At 67.8% G+C, this 21,758-nt stretch carries 20 protein-coding genes; 12 read left to right on the plus strand and 8 right to left on the minus strand.

What is annotated here, in order from left to right; translation table 11 throughout:
* Nucleotides 1-87 precede the first annotated feature (87 nt).
* From eutB to ACFW0B_RS17055, 7 genes are all read left to right on the plus strand, one after another.
* Nucleotides 88-1,077, plus strand: coding sequence for a hydroxyectoine utilization dehydratase EutB (eutB, locus tag ACFW0B_RS17025; RefSeq protein WP_151131070.1), 990 nt, complete (start codon nucleotides 88-90; stop codon nucleotides 1,075-1,077).
* Complete coding sequence (gene eutC, locus ACFW0B_RS17030; RefSeq protein ID WP_151131071.1) at nucleotides 1,070-2,062, plus strand: ectoine utilization protein EutC; 993 nt, start codon at nucleotides 1,070-1,072, stop codon at nucleotides 2,060-2,062. Before eutB ends, eutC begins: the two co-directional genes overlap by 8 nt.
* Nucleotides 2,063-2,093: 31 nt before the next feature.
* A complete protein-coding gene (gene doeA / locus ACFW0B_RS17035) occupies nucleotides 2,094-3,290 on the plus strand; it encodes an ectoine hydrolase DoeA (protein ID WP_151131072.1) in 1,197 nt (398 codons plus the stop codon).
* Nucleotides 3,291-3,293: 3 nt separating this feature from the next.
* The gene (gene doeB / locus ACFW0B_RS17040; protein ID WP_151131073.1) at nucleotides 3,294-4,298 is read left to right on the plus strand and encodes a N(2)-acetyl-L-2,4-diaminobutanoate deacetylase DoeB; all 1,005 of its coding nucleotides are present in this window, start codon (nucleotides 3,294-3,296) and stop codon (nucleotides 4,296-4,298) included.
* Between the two features lie 50 nt (nucleotides 4,299-4,348).
* A complete protein-coding gene (locus ACFW0B_RS17045; protein ID WP_151131074.1) occupies nucleotides 4,349-4,831 on the plus strand; it encodes an Lrp/AsnC family transcriptional regulator in 483 nt (160 codons plus the stop codon).
* 296 nt (nucleotides 4,832-5,127) lie between these two features.
* Nucleotides 5,128-6,585, plus strand: coding sequence for an NAD-dependent succinate-semialdehyde dehydrogenase (locus ACFW0B_RS17050; protein WP_151131075.1), 1,458 nt, complete (start codon nucleotides 5,128-5,130; stop codon nucleotides 6,583-6,585).
* Between the two features lie 18 nt (nucleotides 6,586-6,603).
* Nucleotides 6,604-7,980, plus strand: a complete 1,377-nt coding sequence (locus ACFW0B_RS17055; RefSeq protein ID WP_151131076.1) for an aspartate aminotransferase family protein — start codon at nucleotides 6,604-6,606, stop codon at nucleotides 7,978-7,980.
* 123 nt (nucleotides 7,981-8,103) lie between these two features.
* On the opposite strand, the gene ACFW0B_RS17060 is transcribed toward ACFW0B_RS17055, so the two are convergent.
* The 6 genes from ACFW0B_RS17060 to def all read right to left on the minus strand — a co-directional run bounded on the left by ACFW0B_RS17060 (nucleotide 8,104) and on the right by def (nucleotide 14,312).
* On the minus strand, nucleotides 8,104-8,415 hold the full coding sequence (locus ACFW0B_RS17060) for a tetratricopeptide repeat protein (RefSeq protein ID WP_151131077.1): 312 nt from the start codon (nucleotides 8,413-8,415) through the stop codon (nucleotides 8,104-8,106).
* A gap of 39 nt (nucleotides 8,416-8,454) precedes the next feature.
* Nucleotides 8,455-9,981, minus strand: coding sequence for a TrkH family potassium uptake protein (locus ACFW0B_RS17065; RefSeq protein ID WP_151131078.1), 1,527 nt, complete (start codon nucleotides 9,979-9,981; stop codon nucleotides 8,455-8,457).
* A gap of 128 nt (nucleotides 9,982-10,109) precedes the next feature.
* Nucleotides 10,110-11,483, minus strand: coding sequence for a Trk system potassium transporter TrkA (trkA, locus tag ACFW0B_RS17070; RefSeq protein ID WP_449150159.1), 1,374 nt, complete (start codon nucleotides 11,481-11,483; stop codon nucleotides 10,110-10,112).
* An 11-nt stretch (nucleotides 11,484-11,494) separates the two neighbouring features.
* Nucleotides 11,495-12,808: a 16S rRNA (cytosine(967)-C(5))-methyltransferase RsmB gene (gene rsmB, locus ACFW0B_RS17075; protein ID WP_449150161.1), complete on the minus strand. Its 1,314-nt coding sequence runs from the start codon at nucleotides 12,806-12,808 to the stop codon at nucleotides 11,495-11,497.
* Nucleotides 12,805-13,749, minus strand: a complete 945-nt coding sequence (gene fmt, locus ACFW0B_RS17080; RefSeq protein WP_449150163.1) for a methionyl-tRNA formyltransferase — start codon at nucleotides 13,747-13,749, stop codon at nucleotides 12,805-12,807. Before fmt ends, rsmB begins: the two co-directional genes overlap by 4 nt.
* Before the next feature lie 56 nt (nucleotides 13,750-13,805).
* Nucleotides 13,806-14,312, minus strand: a complete 507-nt coding sequence (def, locus tag ACFW0B_RS17085; RefSeq protein ID WP_449150165.1) for a peptide deformylase — start codon at nucleotides 14,310-14,312, stop codon at nucleotides 13,806-13,808.
* 142 nt (nucleotides 14,313-14,454) lie between these two features.
* Here def and ACFW0B_RS17090 point away from each other — a divergent pair, with 142 nt between their 5' ends.
* The 3 genes from ACFW0B_RS17090 (at nucleotide 14,455) to ACFW0B_RS17100 (ending at nucleotide 17,254) form a co-directional block, all read left to right on the plus strand.
* A complete protein-coding gene (locus ACFW0B_RS17090) occupies nucleotides 14,455-15,480 on the plus strand; it encodes a LysM peptidoglycan-binding domain-containing protein (RefSeq protein ID WP_449150167.1) in 1,026 nt (341 codons plus the stop codon).
* Nucleotides 15,481-15,563: 83 nt separating this feature from the next.
* Nucleotides 15,564-16,658 (plus strand): DNA-processing protein DprA, encoded by a 1,095-nt coding sequence (gene dprA / locus ACFW0B_RS17095; RefSeq protein ID WP_449150169.1) that lies wholly within the window; start codon nucleotides 15,564-15,566, stop codon nucleotides 16,656-16,658.
* Nucleotides 16,659-16,699: 41 nt separating this feature from the next.
* The gene (locus ACFW0B_RS17100) at nucleotides 16,700-17,254 is read left to right on the plus strand and encodes an L-threonylcarbamoyladenylate synthase (RefSeq protein WP_449150171.1); all 555 of its coding nucleotides are present in this window, start codon (nucleotides 16,700-16,702) and stop codon (nucleotides 17,252-17,254) included.
* Here ACFW0B_RS17100 and ACFW0B_RS17105 read toward each other — a convergent pair.
* Entirely contained in the window at nucleotides 17,244-18,221 is a 978-nt protein-coding gene (locus tag ACFW0B_RS17105; protein ID WP_449150173.1) for an NADPH:quinone reductase, read from the minus strand. The genes ACFW0B_RS17100 and ACFW0B_RS17105 overlap by 11 nt on opposite strands.
* Before the next feature lie 136 nt (nucleotides 18,222-18,357).
* On the opposite strand from ACFW0B_RS17105, the gene hemF reads away from it, so the two are divergent.
* Together hemF and aroE are read left to right on the plus strand one after the other, a co-directional pair.
* Nucleotides 18,358-19,278: an oxygen-dependent coproporphyrinogen oxidase gene (gene hemF, locus ACFW0B_RS17110; protein ID WP_449150175.1), complete on the plus strand. Its 921-nt coding sequence runs from the start codon at nucleotides 18,358-18,360 to the stop codon at nucleotides 19,276-19,278.
* On the plus strand, nucleotides 19,275-20,102 hold the full coding sequence (aroE, locus tag ACFW0B_RS17115; protein ID WP_449150177.1) for a shikimate dehydrogenase: 828 nt from the start codon (nucleotides 19,275-19,277) through the stop codon (nucleotides 20,100-20,102). The genes hemF and aroE overlap by 4 nt, the downstream gene beginning before the upstream one ends.
* Nucleotides 20,103-20,154: 52 nt before the next feature.
* On the opposite strand, the gene ACFW0B_RS17120 is transcribed toward aroE, so the two are convergent.
* Nucleotides 20,155-21,714 carry a SulP family inorganic anion transporter gene (locus ACFW0B_RS17120; RefSeq protein ID WP_449150179.1) on the minus strand — a complete coding sequence of 520 codons (1,560 nt, stop codon included), beginning with the start codon at nucleotides 21,712-21,714 and terminating at the stop codon, nucleotides 20,155-20,157.
* Between the last annotated feature and the right edge of the window lie 44 nt (nucleotides 21,715-21,758).

The following is a 21,758-nucleotide window of genomic DNA, read 5'->3' on the forward strand; positions in this document are numbered from 1 at the left end:
CGGTTGATGAGAAACCGTCCTAGGACATTAAACACGACAAAAGCAGGACATTAGACTCGCCCCGACTGCCACTTCGGGGAGACGACCATGTCCCAGGCCCAGCCCAGCATCCTGCTGCGCGAACTGCTCCATGCCCGCCAGCGCATCCGCCACCTGGTACGCCGCACGCCGCTGGAGTATTCGCCGAGCCTGTCGGCCCGGCTGGGCGTGCCGGTCTACCTGAAGCTCGAATCCCAACAGATCACCGGCAGCTTCAAGCTGCGTGGCGCCAGCAACGCCGTGGCCCTGCTCGATGACGCGCAGAAGGCCCGGGGCGTGGTGGCCGCCTCCACCGGCAACCATGGCCGCGCCCTCGCCCACGCCGCCACCGCCCAGGGCGTGCAGGCCACCATCTGCCTGTCGCGCCTGGTGCCGCAGAACAAGGTGCAGGCGATCCGCGATCTTGGCGCCCGCGTGGTGATAGTCGGCGACAGCCAGGACGACGCCCAGGCCGAAGCCGAGCGCATCGCCCGCGAGGAAGGCGCCACCCTGCTGCCGCCCTTCGACCATCCCCACATCATTGCCGGCCAGGGCACCCTCGGCCTGGAAATCCTCGAGCAGCTGCCCGAGGTGCGCCAGGTGCTGGTACCGCTCTCCGGCGGCGGCCTGTTCGCCGGCGTCGCCCTGGCCATGAACTACGCCGACCCGAGCATCCGCCTGCATGGCATCAGCATGCGCCGCGGCGCCGCCATGCACGCCAGCCTGGCCGCCGGCCACCCGGTGGAAGTGGAGGAACTGCCGACCCTGGCGGACTCCCTGGGCGGCGGCATCGGCCTGGACAACCGCTACACCTTCGCCATCACCCGCGCGCTCTGCGACCAGGTCCACCTGCTCGACGAAGCCTCCATCGCCGCCGGCATCCGCCACGCCTACCGCGAGGAGCGGCAGGTGGTGGAAGGCGCCGGCGCGGTGGGCATCGCCGCCCTGCTGGATGGCCTGATCGAGCCCGAGGGGCCGGTGGTGGTGGTGGTCAGCGGCCGCAACATCGCCATCGAACAACACCTGCGAGTCATCACAGAGGACCCCTGCCATGGCTGACGTCATCCTGCTCAGCGAAACCGACCTGCGCGCCTGCGTGGCCATCGACCCGGACAGCGTCGACGCCGTGGAACAGGCTTTCCGCCTGCTGGCCACGGCGCCGGTGGCCATGCCGCCGATCCTGCGCCTGGACGTGCCCGAACATAACGGCGAGGTGGACGTGAAGACCGCCTACCTGCCCGGCCTGCCGCGCTTCGCCATCAAGGTCAGCCCCGGCTTCTTCGACAACCCCAAGCTCGGCCTGCCCAGCCTCAACGGCATGATGATGCTGCTCAATTCGCGCACCGGGTTGCTGGATGCGCTGCTGCTGGACAACGGCTACCTCACCGCCGTGCGCACCGCCGCCGCGGGCGCAGTGGCCGCGCGCTGGCTGTCCCGCGAGGACTCCAGCCGCGCCGCGCTGATCGGCGCCGGCGAGCAGGCGCGCTTGCAGCTCAAGGCCCTGTGCCTGGTGCGTGATATCCGCAGCGCGACCGTCTGGGCGCGGGACGCGGACAAGGCCCGCGAGTGCGCCGCCGAGCTGAGTTGCAGCCTGGGCCTCCCGGTGGAGGCAGCCGCCAGCGTCGACGCCGCCCTGGATGGCGCCGACATCGCCATCACCACCACGCCCAGCCGCGAACCGCTGATCAAGCGCCGCCACCTGCATCCCGGCCTGCACATCACCGCCATGGGTTCGGACGCCGAGCACAAGAACGAGATCGCCGCCGACGCCCTGGTGGCGGTGGACCGCTACGTCGCCGACCGCCTCAGCCAGACCCGCGTCCTCGGCGAACTGCACCACGCCATCGCCGCCGGCCTGGTGGCGCCCGACGCCAACTTCGCCGAGCTCGGCCAGGTCATCGCCGGGCAGCAGCCGGGGCGCCGCTCGGCCAGTGACATCACGCTCTGTGACCTCACCGGCACCGGGGCCCAGGACACCGCCATCGCCGGGCTCGCGTACCACCGCGCCCAGCGCATGGGCAAGGGCTTCACCTTCCACAGCTGATCCACGCCTACCACCCAACGAGGGCATCGCCATGTCCGCACCACCGATCCAGCCGAACCTCCCCTTCGAGCGTTCGGAATACGCCCAGCGCCTGGCCAAGGTGCGCGCCTCCATGCAGGAGCGCGGCCTGGAACTGCTGCTGGTTTCCGACCCGTCCAACATGGCCTGGCTCACCGGCTATGACGGCTGGTCCTTCTACGTCCACCAGTGCGTGCTGCTGGCGCTGGACGGCGAGCCGGTCTGGTTCGGCCGGGGCCAGGACGCCAACGGCGCGCGCCGCACCGTGTTCATGGACCCGGCCAATATCGTCGGCTACCCCGACCACTACGTGCAGTCCACCGAACGCCACCCCATGGATTACCTGGCGCTCGAAGTGATCGCCGCGCGCGGCTGGGACGCCCTGACCATCGGCGTCGAGCTGGACAACTACTACTTCAGCGCGGCGGCCTACCAGTCGCTGCACAAGCACTTGCCGAAGGCGCGCTTCCGGGACGCCACGGCGCTGGTCAACTGGCAGCGGGCGATCAAGTCGCCCCGCGAGATCGAGTACATGCGCATCGCTGCGCGGATCGTCGAAGGCATGCACACGCGCATCCTCGAACGCATCGAGCCGGGCATGCGCAAGAACGAACTGGTGGCGGAGATCTATGACGCCGGCATCCGTGGTGCCGACGGCCACGGCGGCGACTACCCGGCCATCGTGCCGCTGCTGCCCACCGGGGTGGACGCCAGCGCGCCGCACCTGACCTGGGACGACGCGCCCTTCGAACGCGGCGCCGGCACCTTCTTCGAGATCGCCGGCTGCTACAAGCGCTACCACTGCCCGCTGTCGCGCACGATCTACCTGGGCAAGCCGCCGCAGCATTTCCTCGACGGCGAGAAGGCCGTGGTCGAAGGCATCGCCGCCGGCCTGGACGCCGCCAAGCCGGGCAACACCACCGGCGATATCGCCCGCGCCTTCTTTGGCGTGCTGGCCAAGTTCGGCATCCACAAGGACAGCCGCTGCGGCTACCCGATCGGGATCAGTTATCCGCCGGACTGGGGCGAGCGCACCATGAGCCTGCGGCCGAACGACAACAGCGTGCTGCAGCCGGGTATGACCTTCCACTTCATGCCGGGCCTGTGGCTGGACGACTGGGGGCTGGAGATCACCGAAAGCATCCTGATCACCGACAACGGCGTGGAAACCCTCTGCAACTATCCGCGCCAACTCTTCGTGAAGGACTGAGCCATGAACGCAGCCCTGCGGGACAACCCCATCAGCCCGACCGTGGATTTCGCGCGCGACGGCGTGCAGCACGGTCACCTCAAGCTGCCCTACTCGCGCGACGATTCCGCCTGGGGCGCGGTGATGATCCCCATTACCGTGGTGAAGAACGGCGCGGGTCCCACCGCGCTGCTCACCGGCGGCAACCACGGCGACGAGTACGAGGGCCCGGTGGCGCTGGCCAAGCTGGCCCAGCAGCTGCAGGCCAGCGAGGTGCGGGGCCGGGTGATCATCGTGCCGTTCATGAACACGCCGGCCTTCCTCGCCGGCCGGCGGACCTCGCCCATCGACGCCGGCAACCTCAACCGCAGCTTCCCCGGCAAGCCGGACGGCACGGTGACGCAGAAGATCGCCGACTACTTCCAGCGCTACCTGCTGCCGCTGGCGGACCTGGTGCTGGATATCCATTCCGGCGGCAAGACCCTGGACTTCCTGCCCTTCGCCGCCTGCCACGTGCTGCCGGACAAGGCCCAGCAGGAGTGTGCCGAAGCGGCCATGCAGGCCTTCGGCGCGCCCTGGTGCATGCGCATGCTGGAGCTGGACGCGGTGGGCATGTACGACACCGCGGCGGAGGAACAGGGCAAGGTCTTCATCACCACCGAACTGGGTGGCGGCGGCACCAGCAGCGCGCGCACCGTCGCCATCGCCGAGCGCGGGGTGCGCAATGTGCTGATCCATGCCGGCATCCTCGCCGGCGAGCCCGCGCCCGCCGAGTCGGTGCTGCTCGACATGCCCGACGGCGACTGCTTCGTGTCGAGCACCCACAGCGGCCTGCTGGAGATGTGCCGCGACCTCGGCGAGCGGGTGGAGCAGGGCGAGGTGATCGCCCGCGTGCATGACGTGCAGCGCACCGGCACGCCGGCCGTTGAATACCGCGCCAAGCGCAGCGGCCTGCTCGCGGCCCGGCATTTCCCCGGGCTGGTGCAGAGTGGCGACACCCTCGCGGTAATCGCCGACGTTCTGGGCTGAAACAGCGGCGCCGCCCACCCGGGCGGCGCTTCGGGCCGACGGGAGGCTCCATGTACAAGCTCGATCGCTACGATCTGAAGATCCTCCGCCTGCTGGCCGAGGACGGGCGCATCACCAAGTCGCGCCTGGCCGAGGAGATCAACCTCTCCGTCAGCCCCGCCTGGGAGCGGGTACGCAAGTTGGAGGAAGCCGGGCTGATCAAGGGCTACCGGGCGGTGATCGACTGGGCCGCGCTGTTCAAGACCAGCCAGGTCCTGGTGGAGATCACCCTCGCCCGCCACACCGCCCAGGACATGCGCCGCTTCGAGCAGCGCCTGCGCGACGCACCGGAAGTGGTGCACTGCTATGCAACCGGTGGCGGCGTGGACTACATCGCCATGATCCAGGCCCACGACATCGACCACTACCAGCGCTTCGTCGACCAGCTGCTGCTGGAAGACCTCGGCATCGAGCGCTACTTCACCTACATCGTCACCAAGACGATCAAGGCCGGCGAAGCGGAACCGCTGGTGCCGGAGGGTTACTTCGGCTAAGGCTCCGAGCGAATTCATTCGCGAAAGGACCGTAGTTCGTAGGATGGGTCGGGCGGCGTTCCGCGAGCGGAGCGATACCCATGCGGACGGGGCTGATGGGTATCGCTCCGCTCCACCGCATCCTACAAGCCTGAATCGACATACCGCGCGTGCTCCTACAGGCCCGCCGCATGTTTTTCTTCCACACCCCCGATCAACCGAAAAAACACCCAGCGCCACCCCCCGAAAAGCGAAAACCCCGCAGGCCGCGACTCCCTAGCATGGAGCCCAGATCAACGAGAACGGAGGCCCAGGCCATGCCGCTGAATCATCCTCTGCTGTTCAAGTCGCTCTGCTACCTCGATGGCCATTGGGTCCATAGCGAGAGCGGCGCCAGCATTGCCGTGCACAACCCCGCCGACCAGAGCCTGATCGGCCATGTCCCGCTGCTCGACCCGGCGCAGATCCGCGCCGCCGTGGATGCCGCCGAGAAGGCCTTCCCGGCCTGGCGCCGCGCCAGCCTGGACCAGCGCGCCCAGCACCTGCGCCGCTGGGCCGAGCTGATCCTCGAGCACAAGGAAGACCTTGCCCAGATCCTCAGCCTGGAACAGGGCAAGCCGCTGTTCGAGGCCCGTGGCGAGATCGAGTACGCCGCCAGCTTCATCCCCTGGTTCGCCGAACAGGCCCGGCGCCTGGACGGCCGCACCATCCCCAGTCACATCCCCGGCGCCCACCTGGGCACGGTGATGGAGCCGGTGGGCGTGGTGGCCCTGCTGACGCCGTGGAACTTCCCCTCGGCGATGATCACCCGCAAGGCCGCCGCCGCCCTCGCCGCCGGCTGCACCCTGGTGGTCAAGCCGGCCCACGAGACGCCCTACTCCGCCTTCGCCCTGGCCCAGCTGGCCGAGGAGGCGGGCTTCCCCGCCGGCGTGTTCAACGTCGTGCTCGGCGAACCGCAGATGGCCATGGAGACCCTGGTGCGCGACAGCCGCGTGCGCGCGGTGAGCTTCACCGGCTCGACCCGGGTCGGCAAGCTGGTGCTTCAGGCCGCCGCGACCGAGGTGAAGAAGGTCGCCCTGGAGCTGGGTGGCAACGCGCCCTTCATCGTCTGCGCCGATGCCGACCTGGAGCAGGCGGTGAAATTCGCCATCGACGCCAAGTTCCAGACCTCCGGCCAGGACTGCTGCGCCGCCAACCGCATCCTGGTGGCGCGCGAGCTCTATGAGCCCTTCCTCGAACGCTTCGCCCGCGCCGTGCGCGAACTGCGGGTCGGCCCCGGCCTCGATGAGCGCAGCCAGATCGGCCCGCTGATGCACCAGGCCGCCTTCGACAGCACCGACGCCCGCGTGCGTGACGCCCTCGATCAGGGCGCCCGCCTGCTGGCCGGCGGCGAACCCCATGCCCTGGGCGGCTGGTTCTACCAGCCGACCCTGCTGGCCGACGTGACCCCCGAGATGCGCATCTGGCGCGAGGAGAACTTCGCCCCCATCGCCGGGGTCACTCCCTACGACAGCCTGGAAGAAGCCGTCGCCCTGGCCAACGACAGCGAGTACGGCCTGGCTGCCTACATCTGCTCCCAGCGCGTGGACCGCATCTGGCCGCTGATGCGCCAGCTGGAGTTCGCCATGGTCGCGGTCAACGGCGCCAAGTTCACCGGCCACCCTATTCCCTTCGGCGGCATGAAGGCCTCGGGCCTGGGCCGCGAAGGCGGCAGCGAAGGCTTCGAACCCTTCGTCGAAACCAAATACTTCTGCCTGCACCACGGGCAATTCTGAGCCAGCGAGGAATCCGACATGAGCGACTACGCCAAACTCTTCGAGCAGGACCGCGCGCACTTCATGCACCCGTCCACCCACGCCCATGACCATGCCAGCGGAGCATTGCCCGGCCGCATCATCACCGGCGCCTCGGGCGTGCGCATCCGCGACCACCAGGGCCGCGAGCTGCTGGATGCCTTCGCCGGCCTGTACTGCGTGAACATCGGCTACGGCCGCACCGAGGTGGCCGAGGCCATCTATGAGCAAGCCAAGCAACTGGCCTACTACCACACCTACGTGGGCCACTCGAGCGAGGCCATCATCGAGCTCTCGGCGCGCATCATCGACTGGGCGCCGGCCGGGATGAAGAAGGTCTACTACGGCATGTCCGGCTCGGACGCCAACGAGACCCAGATCAAGCTGGTGCGCTACTACAACAACGTGCTCGGCCGCCCGCAGAAGAAGAAGATCATCTCCCGCCAGCGCGGCTACCACGGCTCGGGCCTGGTCACCGGCAGCCTCACCGGCCTGGCGAGCTTCCATCAGCACTTCGACCTGCCGGTGGAAGGCGTCAAGCACACCCTCTGCCCGCACTTCTACAAGGCGCCGGCAGGCATGGACGAGGCAGCCTTCGTGCGTTACTGCGCCGAGGAGCTGGAGAAACTGATCCTCGCCGAGGGCCCGGACACCGTGGCCGCCTTCATCGGCGAGCCGGTGATGGGCACCGGCGGCATCATCGTCCCGCCCAAGGGCTACTGGCAGGCGATCCAGGCGGTGCTGGCGAAGTACGACATCCTGCTGATCGCCGACGAGGTGGTCTGCGCCTTCGGCCGCGTGGGCGACAAGATGGGCAGCCAGCGCTACGGCATCAAGCCGGACCTGATCACCACCGCCAAGGGCCTGACCAGCGCCTACGCGCCGCTGTCGGCGGTGATCGTCGGCGAGAAGGTGTGGGACGTGATCGACAACGCCTCCACCACCCAGGGCGCCATGGGCCATGGCTGGACCTATTCCGGCCACCCGGTCTGCGCGGCGGCGGCTCTGGCCAACCTGGACATCCTCGAGCGGGAGAACATCACCGCCAATGCCGGCGAGGTGGGTGGCTACCTGAACCAGCGGCTGCGCCAGACCTTCGAAGGCCATCCGCTGGTGGGCGAGGTGCGCGGCGACGGCATGCTGGCCGCCCTGGAGTTCATGGCCGACCGCGAGGCGCGCACGCCCTTCGATGCCAGCCTCAAGGTGGGGCCGCGGGTCTCGGCGGCCTGCCTGGAGCGCGGCATGATCGCCCGCGCCATGCCCCACGGCGACATCCTCGGCTTCGCCCCGCCGCTGGTTCTGACCCGCGCCGAGGCCGACGAGGTCGTCGCCATCGCCAAGGCGGCGGTGGATCAGGTGGCGTCGGAAGTGCTTTGAGAAAAAACGGCCCCGCCTCCCGGCGGGGCCGCTGGTGCAGGGTGGGCCGGGCGGCGCTCCGCTTCAGCCCAGGCGGTAAAGAGCTGGTGGGCTGAAACCCACCCTACGGTGCTACATCAAGACCTAAGCGCGCTTGTCCAGGCGCTTGAGGAACACGGTCATTTCCTTCTCCGCCTGCTTGTCACCGTGGGCCTGGGCGGCCGCCAGGCCTTCGGTCCAGGCCGCGCGGGCGGCGGCGAAGTCGCTCTCGGCCTCCAGCGCCTTGCCCAGCAGCTTCCAGGCGGCCGAATATTTCGGGTCCTGTTCGACGCAGCGGCGCAGGTGCTCGGCGGCCTTGGCCGCGTCACCCTGGTCGAGGTAACCCTTGCCCAGGCCGAAGCGAAGCAGCGGATTGTCCACGCCCCTGGCCAGCATCTTTTCCAGTGATTCGATCATGCCCCGTCCTCTCCTGCGTGTGGTTCGCCATTGTGCCGGTCAGAAGCGCCAGAAGGCAGGGCTGAGGAGGATCAGCAGGGAAAACACTTCCAGCCGGCCCAGCACCATGGCCAGGCTCAGCACCAGCTTGGCACTGTCGGGCAGGTTGGCATAGTGCAGGGCGGCGTCGCCCAGGGCGGGGCCGAGGTTGTTCATGCAGGAGGCCAGGGCGGAAAAGGCGGTCAGCTGGTCCAGGCCGAGCGCGAGCAGGACCAGCAGGAGCACGACGAAGGTCAGCAGGTAGATCGAGCAGAAGCCCCAGACCGATTCCATCACCCGGTCCGGGATGTGCCGGCGACCCAGCTTGACGCTGAACACGCCGTTGGGATGCAGCAGGCGCTGGAACTCCCTGATCCCCTGGCGATAGACCAGCAGGATGCGCATCACCTTCATGCCGCCGCCGGTGGAACCGGCGCAGGCGCCGATGAAGGTGGTGTAGAGCAGCAGGTACGGCAGCAGCGTCGGCCAGGTGCTGAAGTCGGCCAGGCCGAAGCCCGTGGTGGTGGCGATGGACACCACCATGAAGGCCGCATAACGCAGCGACTGCCAAGGCTGCTCGTAGTGCTGGTGGATCATCAGCGTGGTCGCGCAGATCAGGAACACCGCGAACAGCAGCAGGAGGTAGCTGCGGCACTCCGCGTCGCGCAGGTAATGCCGCAGGCTGCGGCTGCGCCAGGCGAGGAAGTGCAGGCCGAAATTGATCCCGGAGACGACCAGGAAGAACATGCAGATCAGCTCGATCAGCGGGCTGTCGAAGTAGCCGATGCTGGCGTCGTGGGTGGAGAAGCCACCGATGGCGATGGTCGAGAAGCTGTGGCCGATGGCGTCGAACAGGCTCATGCCGGCTGCCCAGTAGGCCAGGGCGCAGGCCAGGGTCAGCCCGCAGTAGAGCAGCCAGAGGGTCTTGGCGGTTTCGGCGATGCGTGGCGAGAGCTTCTGCTCCTTCAGCGGGCCGGGCATTTCCGCCCGGTACAGCTGCATGCCGCCGATGCCGAGCATCGGCATGATGGCCACCGCCAGCACGATGATGCCCATGCCGCCGAACCATTGCAGCTGCTGACGGTAGTAGAGGACCGCCCTGGGCAGCCGGTCGAGGCCGGTGAGCACGGTGGCGCCGGTGGTGCTGATGCCGGAGACGGACTCGAACAGCGCATCCACCGGCGTCATGCGCGGGTTGTCGATCAGCAGGAAGGGAATGCTGCCGAAGCTGCCGAGCACGATCCAGAACAGCGCGGTGATCAGGTAGCCGTCGCGGATCCGCAGCTCCTCGCGGGCGCCGCGCACCGGCAGCCAGGTGAGCAGGCCGGTGGCCAGGGTGATCAGCAGGGCGAGAAGGAATCCGGACCAGGCGCCTTCGCCGTAGTAGAGGTCGATCAGCAGCGGCGGCAGTTGGGTGCAGCTGAACAGCATCAGCAGCACGCCGAAGATGCGGCGGATGGCAGCGTGGCGAGGGGCGCACGAGGCGGAAGGTGGCAGGGCGAAGGTTGTCGGGCGTTGTGAGCGATGCCGGGAACTGAGGCTGGACATGGACCGGGCGGGTTCGGAAATGCAGGGGGCCGAACCCTAACCCCGGGGCACGCAGGCCGGATGTAGGCTGAGGCCGAAATGGTCTGCGAATTATCCGCAAACCACTTCCGCACCTCGGCGCATCAGACTCAGAAGAAGGTCAGTCCGACCTGGAACAGGCGCTCGGCGTCACGGATGTACTTCTTGTCCACGAGGAACAGGATCACGTGGTCGCCGGATTCGATCACGGTGTTGTCGTGGGCGATCAGCACTTCCTCGTCGCGGATGATGGCGCCGATGGTGGTGCCCGGTGGCAGGGAGATGTCCTCGATCCTCTTGCCCACCACCCTGCTCGACTTGGCGTCGCCGTGGGCGATGGCTTCGATGGCCTCGGCCGCGCCACGGCGCAGGGAGTGCACGCTGACGATATCGCCGCGACGCACGTGGGTCAGCAGGGTGCCGATGGTGGCCATCTCCGGGCTGATGGCGATGTCGATATCGCCGCCCTGCACCAGGTCCACATAGGCCGGGTTGTTGATGATGGTCATCACCTTGCGCGCACCCAGGCGCTTGGCCAGCAGCGAGGACATGATGTTGGCCTCGTCGTCGTTGGTCAGGGCGAGGAAGATATCCGCGTCGTTGATGTTCTCCTCCACCAGCAGGTCGCGGTCGGAGGCGCTGCCCTGGAGCACGATGGTGCTGTCCAGGACTTCCGAGAGATGGCGGCAGCGCGCCGGGTTCATTTCGATGATCTTCACCTGGTAACGGCTCTCGATGGCTTCGGCCAGGCGCTCGCCGATGTGGCCGCCACCGGCGATCACCACGCGCTTGTGGCTGTCTTCCAGGCGGCGCAGCTCGCTCATCACCGCGCGAATGTGCCCCTTGGCGGCGATGAAGAAGACTTCGTCGTCGGCCTCGATCACGGTGTCGCCCTTGGGCAGGATCGGCCGGTTGCGGCGGAAGATGGCGGCCACGCGGGTGTCCACGTTGGGCATGTGCTCGCGGATCTGGCGCAGCTCCTGGCCCACCAGCGGCCCGCCGTAATAGGCCTTGACCCCCACCAGCTGGGCCTTGCCTTCGGCGAAGTCGATCACCTGCAGGGCGCCGGGATATTCGATCAGGCGCTTGATGTAGTTGGTCACCACCTGCTCGGGGCTGATCAGCACGTCCACCGGAATGGCTTCGTTGTCGAACAGGCCGGCGCGGGTCAGGTAGGCCGATTCGCGTACCCGGGCGATCTTGGTCGGGGTGTGGAAGAAGGTGTAGGCCACCTGGCAGGCGACCATGTTCACTTCGTCGCTATTGGTCACCGCCACCAGCATGTCGGCATCGTCGGCACCTGCCTGGCGCAGCACGGTGGGGAAGGAGCCGCGGCCCTGCACGGTACGGATGTCGAGGCGGTCGCCGAGGTCGCGCAGGCGGTCGCCGTCGGTGTCCACCACCGTGATGTCATTGGCTTCCCCCGAGAGGTGTTCGGCCAGGGTGCCACCCACCTGGCCCGCGCCGAGAATGATGATCTTCACTGCTAGCTCCGTTAGCCGCGAGAGGAGGCGGCGATCTTGATCAGCTTGGCATAGTAGAAACCGTCATGGCCCTGTTCCTGCGCCAGCAACTGGCGGCCATGGGGCTGTTTCAGTCCGAAGGGGCCGGGGATGTCCAGTTCGCGGGCGCCGGGGGTACGGGCGAGGAAGGCGGCGATGTTGTCGCTGTTTTCCCGCGGCAGGGTGGAACAGGTGGCATAGAGCAGCACGCCACCCACTTCCAGGGTCGGCCAGAGGGCGTCCAGCAGTTCGCCCTGGAGTTGCGCCAGGGCGGCGATGTCTTCTTCCTTGCGGGTCAGCTTGATGTCCGGGTGGCGGCGGATCACACCGGTGGCCGAGCAGGGTGCGTCGAGGAGGATGCGCTGGAACGGCTTGCCGTCCCACCAGCTTGCGGTGTCGCGGCCGTCGGCGGCGATCAGCTTCGCATCCAGGCCCAGCCGGTCGAGGTTCTCCCGTACGCGGAGCAGGCGGCTTTCTTCCAGGTCCACCGCCACCACTTCGGCAAGACCCGCTTCGGCTTCCAGCAGATGGCAGGTCTTGCCGCCGGGGGCGCAGCAGGCGTCCAGCACACGTTGGCCGGGGGCCAGCTCCAGCAGGTCGGTCGCCAGCTGCGCGGCTTCGTCCTGCACGCTGACGCGGCCTTCGGCGAAGCCCGGCAGGGTTTTCACGTCGCGGGCTTCGACGAGGCGGATGCCGTCGCGGCTGAAGGCGCAGGGCTCGGCGGCGATGCCGGCCTGCAGCAGCTCGGCCAGGTAGGCGTCGCGGCTGCCGTGGCGGCGATTGACCCGGAGGATCAGCGGCGGATGGGCGTTGTTCGCCGCGCAGACTGCTTCCCAGTGTTCCGGCCAGGCGGCCTTGAGGGCTTTCTGCAGCCAGCGTGGGTGGGCGGTGCGCGCCGCCGGATCGCGTTCCAGCTCGGCGAAGATCGCGTCGCCCTGGCGCTGGGCGTTGCGCAGCACGGCATTGAGCAGGCCCTTGGCCCAGGGCTTCTTCAGCTTGTCCGCGCAGCCGACGGTTTCGCCGATGGCGGCGTGGGCGGGAATGCGGGTATGGAAGAGCTGGTAGAGGCCGACCAGCAGAAGGGCCTCCACGTCCTTGTCGGCGGCCTTGAAAGGCTTCTGCAGCAGGCGTTCGGCCAGGGCGGCGAGGCGCGGCTGCCAGCGGGCGGCACCGAAAGCGAGGTCCTGGGCGAGGGCGCGATCGCGGGGCTCCACCTTGTCCAGTTGCGGCGGCAGGCTGCCGCCGAGGGAAGCCTTGCCGGAAAGCACCGCGGCCAGCGCGCGGGCGGCGGCGAGACGTGGATTCATGCGCCCAGCACCTTGCCCACGGCGAACTGCTCGCGACGGCTGTTGAATAGATCGGCGAAATTCAGCGCCTTGCCGCCGGGCAGTTGCAGGCGGGTCAGGCGCAGGGCGCCCTCGCCACAGGCCACGGTCAGACCGTCCTTGCTGGCGGCGAGAATCTGGCCGGGCGCGCCCTTGCCTTCGGCCAGGGCGGCGGCGAGCACTTTCAGCGGCTCGCCGTCGAGGCTGCTGTGGCAGATGGGCCAGGGGTTGAAGGCGCGGACCAGGCGCTCCAGTTCCACCGCCGGGCGGCTCCAGTCGAGGCGTGCCTCATCCTTGTTCAGCTTGTGGGCGTAGTTGGCCAGGGCGTCGTCCTGCACTTCGCCTTGCAAGGTGCCGGCGGCGAGACCTTCGATGGCCTCCACTACCGCCTTCGGACCCAGTTGTGCGAGGCGGTCGTGCAGGCTGCCGCCGGTATCCTCGGCGCTGATCGGGGTGGCGACCTTGAGCAGCATCGGACCGGTATCGAGGCCTGCTTCCATCTGCATCACGGTGACGCCGCTCTCCGCGTCGCCCGCCTGCACCGCGCGCTGGATCGGCGCGGCGCCGCGCCAGCGTGGCAGCAGCGAGGCGTGGCTGTTGATGCAGCCCAGGCGCGGGGTGTCGAGCACCACCTGCGGCAGGATCAGGCCGTAGGCGACCACCACCATCAGGTCGGCGCCAAGGGCCTTGAGTTCGGCCTGGGCGGCCGGGTCACGCAGGGTCGGCGGCTGCAGCACGGGAATGCCATGTGCCACCGCCAGCTGCTTGACCGGGCTCGGCATCAGCTTCTGGCCGCGACCGGCCGGGCGGTCCGGCTGGGTGTAGACGGCGATGACCTGGTGGCGGGAATCCAGCAGGGCCTTGAGGTGCTCGGCAGCGAACTCGGGGGTGCCGGCGAAAACGAGGCGCAATGGCTCGGTCATGGGGATGTCACCAAAAAGAAAAGGCTTGCCGGGGCAAGCCTTTGGGATCGGGGGAATCAAGCCTGCTGGCGATGTTGCTTTTCCAGCTTCTTCTTGATGCGGTCACGCTTGAGGGACGACAGGTAGTCGACGAAGAGCTTGCCGTTGAGGTGGTCGCACTCGTGCTGGATGCACACGGCCAGCAGGCCTTCGGCGATCAGTTCAAAGGGCTGGCCGTCGCGGTCCAGGGCCTTGACCTTCACCTTCTGCGGGCGATCGACGTTTTCGTAGAATCCCGGTACCGAAAGGCAGCCTTCCTGGTACTGGTCCATCTGGTCGGTCAGGGGCTCGAACTCGGGGTTGATGAAGACCCGTGGTTCGGACTTGTCTTCCGAAAGGTCCATCACCACCACACGCTTGTGGACGTTCACCTGGGTGGCGGCCAGGCCGATGCCGGGAGCGTCGTACATGGTTTCGAACATGTCGTCGATCAGCTTGCGGATGGACTCGTCGACCACCGCCACCGGCTTGGCGATGGTGCGCAACCGCGGATCGGGGAATTCGAGAATGTTCAGAATCGCCATATGCGTTGTGTGATGCACTTGTGGAATAAGTTGAAAATCCGCTGCTAAGATGGTGAGCAGCATCGAAAAACGGCTGCAGAGCCCGGTTGGGGCGGCTCTCAGGGCGTTTCATGTGAATGAACATAATAAAGGGATTCACCGCATGAGGAAATCACTACTCGCCCTGCTGCTCCTGGCCGCCAGTGGCCTGACCCAGGCTGCGGTGGAGCTCAAGGAAGGGCATCCGGAGCGCTATACCGTCGTCAAGGGCGACACGCTTTGGGATATCTCGGGCAAGTTCCTGAGCCAGCCGTGGAAGTGGCCGGAGATCTGGCACGCCAACCCGCAGATCGAAAACCCGCACCTGATCTACCCGGGCGATGTGCTCAGCCTGGTCTATGTCGATGGCCAGCCGCGCCTGATGCTGAACCGCGGCGCGTCCCGCGGCACCATCAAACTGTCGCCGACCGTGCGCAGCACGCCGATGGCCGAAGCCATCCCGGCCATTCCGCTGGAAGCCATCAACGCCTTCCTGCTGAGCAACCGCATCGTCGACGATCCCAGCGAATTCGAAGGCGCGCCCTACGTCGTCGCCGGCAACGCCGAACGCGTGGTAAGCGGCGCCGGTGACCGCGTCTATGCCCGTGGCAACTTCTCCCATGAGCAGCCGGCCTACGGCATCTTCCGCCAGGGCAAGACCTACCTGGATCCGGAAACCAAGGAATTCCTCGGCATCAACGCCGATGATATCGGCGGTGGCGAGATGATCGCCGACGAGGGGGACATCGCCACCCTGCAACTGACCCGCTCCACCCAGGAAGTCCGCCTGGGCGACCGCCTGTTCCCCACCGAGGAACGTGCGATCAACTCCACCTTCATGCCCAGCGCGCCGGACCGCGACATCAACGGCGTGATCCTCGATGTGCCGCGTGGCGTGACCCAGATCGGCCAGTTCGATGTGGTCACCATCAACAAGGGCAGGCGCGACGGGCTGGTGGAAGGCAACGTGTTGGCGGTCTACAAGACCGGCGAAACCGTTCGTGACCGCATCACCGACGAGTTCATCAAGGTCCCGGACGAGCGCGCCGGCCTGCTGATGGTGTTCCGCACCTACGACAAGCTCAGCTACGGCCTGGTACTCGCCGCCACCCGCCAGCTGGCGGTGCTGGACAAGGTACACAACCCGTAACACCTCCAGGCCCCCGCAATGCGGGGGCTTGTTGTATTGATGGCGGTTCTGCCGCGATTGCGGCGCGATCAAGGACCGATCGAATGCCATCAATCTCCCCTGCGGAGCTGGAAGCCCGCCTTCGCCTGCATCACCTCCCCGAACTCGGCCCCGCACGTTTCCGTCGTCTGATCGAAGCCTTTGGCTCCGCCTCAGCGGCCCTCAGCGCGCCGGCTTCTGCCTGGCGTTCGCTGGGCCTGCCGGAGGCCTCGGCCGACCCACGGCGCAGCCCGGAGATTCGTGACGCGGCCGCACGCGCCCTGGCCTGGCAGGAGCGGCCCGGCCACCAGCTGCTGTGCTGGGACTATTCGGCCTACCCCGCCCTGCTGGCCGAACTCGGCAACGCACCACCGCTGCTGTATGTCGCCGGCGATGCGTCCCTGCTGGAGCGTCCGCAGCTGGCCATGGTCGGCAGCCGCCGCGCTTCGGCGGCCGGGCTGGATACCGCCCGCGCCTTTGCCCGCAGCCTGGCCGGTGGCGGCTTTGTGATCACCAGTGGACTGGCCCTGGGCATCGACGGCGCTGCCCACCAGGGCGCGCTGGAGGTCAAGGGGGCGACAGTGGCGGTACTCGGCACCGGGCTCGAGCACGTCTACCCCAATCGCCACCGTGGCCTGGCTGCGCGCATCGTCGACGAAGGCGGCGCGCTGGTGTCCGAGCTGCCGCTGGAATGTCCGCCCCAGCCGGCCAACTTTCCGCGGCGCAACCGCATCATCAGCGGGCTTTCCCTTGGCGTCCTGGTGGTGGAAGCCAGCCCGTCCAGCGGTTCGCTGATCACCGCGCGCCTGGCTGCGGAGCAGGGGCGCGAGGTCTACGCCATTCCCGGCTCCATCCACCATCCCGGCGCTCGCGGCTGCCACCAGCTGATTCGTGAAGGCGCGACCCTGGTAGAGAAGGTCGAAGACATCCTCGAAGCGCTGCGCGGCTGGCAGATGGTGGCGTCCGCGCCGCGAGTCGAAGCGCCTGTTCAAGCGGATCATCCGCTGCTCGATCTGTTGCGCGCGGCGCCCTACAGCAGCGAAGGCCTGGCCCTTGCCAGCGGCTGGGAGCTGCCACGCGTGCTCGCCGAACTCACCGACCTGGAACTGCAGGGCCGCGTCACCCGTGAGTCGGGTTGCTGGGTGCATCGCCAAGGTTGAGCCCTGTACACTCTGGCGATTCAGTATTGCGGGAGCGGGTGATGGTCAGCAGTTGGCGTGTGCAGCGAGTGGCGCGGATCGTGCGTGAAGGCGGGGTCATCGCCTACCCCACCGAGGCGGTCTGGGGCCTGGGCTGCGACCCCTGGAACGAGGACGCTGTCTATCGCCTGCTGGCGCTCAAGGAGCGTCCGGTCGAGAAAGGACTGATCCTGGTGGCGGACAACATCCGCCAGTTCGACTTCATCCTCGAAGGCCTGCCGGAGGTCTGGGTCGACAAGCTCGCCAGCACCTGGCCGGGCCCCAACACCTGGCTGGTGCCCCATCAGGACCTGCTGCCGGAGTGGATCACCGGCCGGCACGAGAGCGTCGCCCTGCGCGTCAGCGACCATCCGCTGGTGCGCGATCTCTGTGCCCTCACAGGGCCGCTGGTTTCCACCTCCGCCAACCCTTCAGCCCGTCCGGCCGCCTGCTCGCGCCTGCGTGTCCAGCAGTACTTCGGCGGCGAGCTGGATGCGGTGCTGGGGGGCGCGCTCGGTGGGCGACGCAACCCCAGCGTGATCCGCGACCTGGCCAGCGGGCGCGTGATCAGGGAATAAGCACGGTCGAACCGGTGGTCTGGCGGCTGGCCAGGGCGGTGTGCGCCTTGGCTGCGTCGGCCAGAGCGAAGCGCTGGTTCACCTCCACCTTGATGCGGCCGTCGGCGATCAATCCGAACAGCTCATCGGCCATGGCCTGCAGGCGCTCCGGCGTGCTGGCGTAGCCGAACAGCGTCGGACGGGTGACGAAGAGCGAGCCTTTCTGCGCCAGGATGCCCAGGTTCACCCCGGTCACCGGCCCGGAGGCGTTGCCGAAACTGACCAGGAGGCCGCGCGGCGCCACGCAGTCCAGCGAGATTTCCCAGGTGTCCTTGCCCACCGAGTCGTAGACCACCGGGCACTTGGCGCCATTGGTGAGCTCCAGCACCCGCTGCACCACGTTCTCATGGCTGTAGTCGATGGTCGCCCAGGCACCGTTGGCCTTGGCCTGCACTGCCTTTTCCGGCGAGCTGACGGTGCCGATCAGTTTCACGCCAAGGGCACGGGCCCACTGGCAGGCGATCAGCCCCACGCCGCCGGCCGCGGCGTGGAAGAGGATGGTTTCGCCGCCCTGCAGCGGGAAGGTCTGGCGCAGCAGGTACTGCACGGTCAGGCCCTTGAGCATCACCGCCGCGGCCTGTTCGAAGCTGATGCTCTCCGGCAGGCGCACCAGCTTGTCCGCCGGCAGCACGTGCAATTCGCTGTAGGCGCCCAGCGGCCCGGTGGCATAGGCGACGCGATCGCCCACCTTGAACTGGGTCACCGCGCTGCCCACTGCCTCCACTTCGCCGGCGCCTTCGGTGCCCAGGCTGGTGGGGAAGTCTGGCGCCGGGTAGAGGCCGCTGCGGTAGTAGGTGTCGATGAAGTTCAGGCCGATCGCGCGATTGCGCACGCGCACCTCCTGCGGCCCCGGCTCCGCCGGCTGGTAGTCCGCGAACTCGAGGACTTCCGGACCGCCGTAGGTGGAGAACTGGATGCGTTTGGCCATGCTTGCAACCTCCTGGTCGGAAAAGCTCCCATCCAACGCCTCGCCTTGATTCCCGTCAAGTAACCGAGCCCCGCGGGCGGTGGTATCCTTGCCTGCTCATTTTTCCACCATTCCACCTGCTTCCAGGGTTGACCACGTGACTGACCGTATCGAGGCCGTGAAGGCCTACCTGCTCGATCTGCAAGACCGCATCTGCGCCGCGCTCGCGGCCGAGGATGGCAAGACCGGTTTCTACGAGGACGCCTGGACCCGTCCCGCCGGCGGTGGTGGCCGGACGCGGGTGATCGAGAACGGCGCGCTGATCGAGAAGGGCGGTGTGAACTTCTCCCATGTGTTCGGCGCTAACCTGCCACCGTCGGCCAGCGCCCACCGTCCGGAACTGGCCGGGCGCAGCTTCCAGGCCCTCGGCGTATCCCTGGTGATCCACCCGGAAAACCCCCACGTCCCCACCTCCCACGCCAACGTGCGCTTCTTCTGCGCCGAGAAGGAAGGCGAAGAGCCGGTCTGGTGGTTCGGCGGCGGTTTCGACCTGACACCCTACTACGCCGTCGAAGAAGACTGCGTGTTCTGGCACAAGGTGGCCCGCGACGCTTGCGCGCCCTTCGGCGCCGACGTCTACCCGCGTTACAAGGAATGGTGCGACCGCTACTTCCATCTCAAGCATCGCAATGAACCGCGTGGCATCGGCGGCCTGTTCTTCGACGACCTGAACCAGTGGGACTTCGACACCTGCTTCGCCTTCATGCGCGCCATCGGCGATGCCTACCTGGACGCTTACCTGCCGATCCTGCAGAAGCGCAAGAACACCCCGTTCACCGAGCAGCAGCGCGAATTCCAGGCTTTCCGCCGTGGCCGCTACGTGGAATTCAACCTGGTATTCGACCGCGGCACCCTGTTCGGCCTGCAGTCGGGCGGGCGCACCGAGTCCATCCTCATGTCCCTGCCGCCGCATGTGCGCTGGGGCTATGACTGGAAGCCAGAGCCGGGCAGCGAGGAAGCGCGCCTGACCGAGTACTTCCTCAAGGATCGTGACTGGCTCGGGGAGGCAGGGTTGTGACTGATCGCTACTGCGTCTTCGGCAACCCCATCGGCCACAGCAAGTCGCCGCTGATCCACCGCCTGTTCGCCGAACAGACCGGCCAACAGCTCACCTATGAAGCCGTGCTGGCGCCGCTGGATGACTTCACCGGCTGCGCCCGGCAGTTCTTCGCCACGGGTAAGGGCGGCAACGTCACCGTGCCGTTCAAGGAACAGGCCTACCAGCTGGCCGGCAGCCTCAGCGCCCGCGCCCAGCGCGCCGGTGCGGTGAATACCCTGAAGAAGCTGGATGACGGCAGCCTGCTCGGCGACAACACCGACGGCGCCGGCCTGGTGCGCGACCTCACCCGCAACGCCGGGCTGGAGCTGGCCGGCAAGCGCATCCTGCTGCTGGGGGCTGGTGGCGCCGCTCGTGGGGTGATCGAGCCGCTGCTGGCCGAGAAGCCGGCCGCCCTGGTGATCGCCAACCGCACCGTGGAAAAGGCCGAAGCCCTGGCCCGGTTGTTCGCCGATCTGGGCCCGGTGTCCGCCAGTGGCTTCGACTGGCTGGAAGAGCCGGTGGACCTGATCATCAACGGTACCTCGGCCAGCCTTGCCGGCGACCTGCCGCCCATCTCGCCGAGCCTGATCAAGCCGGGCTACACCGTCTGCTACGACATGATGTACGGCAAGGAAATGACTGCCTTCAACCGCTGGGCTGCCGAGCACGGTGCCGCACGCACCCTCGATGGCCTGGGGATGTTGGTGGAGCAGGCTGCCGAAGCCTTCCTGCTGTGGCGCGGCGTGCTGCCGGACAGCGCTCCGGTGCTGGCCGAGCTGCGCCGCCAGCTGGCGCAGGGCTGATCCTTCCCTCCCCGGTGGGAGCGATTTCGATCGCGAATGAACTCGCTCCCACTTATCCCTCGATAACTAACCGGCTGCCCTCGCCCTCCAGCTTGCGCAGCTCCCGCGCTACCTGTGGCCGGGCGCGGCGGAGCACCAGACTGCGCCCTTCCCCGCCCAGGCGCCGCGCCTCCTCGTGAAGCATGCTCACCCCAGCGTAGTCGATGAAGTTCACATGGTGCGCATCCAGCACCAGGCGTCCGGCGCGGCTGCACTGGATCAGCTTCTGCAGATAGGGACAGGCGCCGAAGAAGATCGACCCCTCGATGCGCAGGACCTCGGCATCCTCTTCCGTTGCCTGCAGCACCCGTGGCTGCGAGGTGCGCTTGAGGTAGAAGAACAGCGACGCCAGCACCCCGGCGTAGATGGCGGTTTGCAGCTCCAGCAGCAGAGTGGCGACGCAGGTCAGCGCCATCACCACGAACTCCGCGCGGCTGACCCGCCAGAGCTGGCGCACGCCGCGCCCATCGAGCAAGCCCCAGCAGATCAGCAGAATGCTCGCCGCCATGGCGGGCAGCGGAATGTGGGCGATCAGGCTGGCCCCCAGCAGGGCGAACAACGCTACCCAGAGCGCCGAGAAGACCCCCGACAGGGGCGACCGCGCGCCGGCCTGGAGATTCAGCCCGGAACGGGTAAAGGAGCCGGCGGAGAGGTAGCCGGAGAACCAGGCACCGATCAGGTTGGACAGGCCCTGGCCACGGCATTCCTGGTCTGCATCCAGCACCTGGCCCGACTGGCAGGCCAGGGCGCGGGCGATGGACAGGCTGGTGACCAGGCCGAGCAGGCCGCAGGCGACCGCTGACGGCAGCAGGCGCAGGATGTCTTCGGCATCGAAGCGCATCGCGGCCAGTGGCGGCAGGCTTCCGCTGAACGGCTGCACCAGCGGGACCCCGGCGAAGGCGCCGGGCAGCGCGAGCACCAGCAGGCTGCCGCCGATGATGCCGATCAGCAGGGCCGGCATCCGCGGCCACAGGTTGCGCACCAGGATCGACAGGCCCAGGGTGACGGTTGCTACCAGCAGCGACGGCCAGTGCACTTCGCGCACATGCCGCGCCAGTTCCAGGGCACTCTGCCAGGCCGTTGCACGCCCTTCCAGATGGGCCAGGCCCAGCAGGTTCGGTACCTGGCCGAGGGCGATCACCAGCGTGGCGCCCAGGGTGAAGCCGAGCACCACCGATTGCGAGACGAAGTTGGCCAGCGCGCCGAAGCGCAGGGCGCCCAGCAGCCACTGGAAGGCGCCGGCGAGGAAGGTCAGCAGCAGCACCAGGCCGATGTAGTCCTGGCTGCCCGGCAGGGCCAGCGGGCTGACACTGGCGAACAGCACCACCGAGATGGCCGCCGTCGGCCCGCAGATCAGGTGCCGCGACGACCCCCAGAGGCAGGCGACAATCACCGGCACCACGGCTGCATAGAGCCCATACTCCGCCGGCAGCCCGGCGATCAGTGCATAGGCGATGGACTGCGGCAGGGCGAGAATGGCGCCGGTCAACCCCACCAGCGCGTCGCGGCCGAGGCTGCGGGGACGGACGGCGGGTAGCCAGGAGAGGAAGGGGAAGAGGTTGGCGGCTTTCATCTCGGGCCTGGCGATGGGGCTGTTACTGCCTTGTGGGGGGAAAT

The sequence above is a fragment of the Metapseudomonas phytobenefica genome (assembly GCF_043392685.1).
Taxonomy (GTDB): domain Bacteria; phylum Pseudomonadota; class Gammaproteobacteria; order Pseudomonadales; family Pseudomonadaceae; genus Metapseudomonas.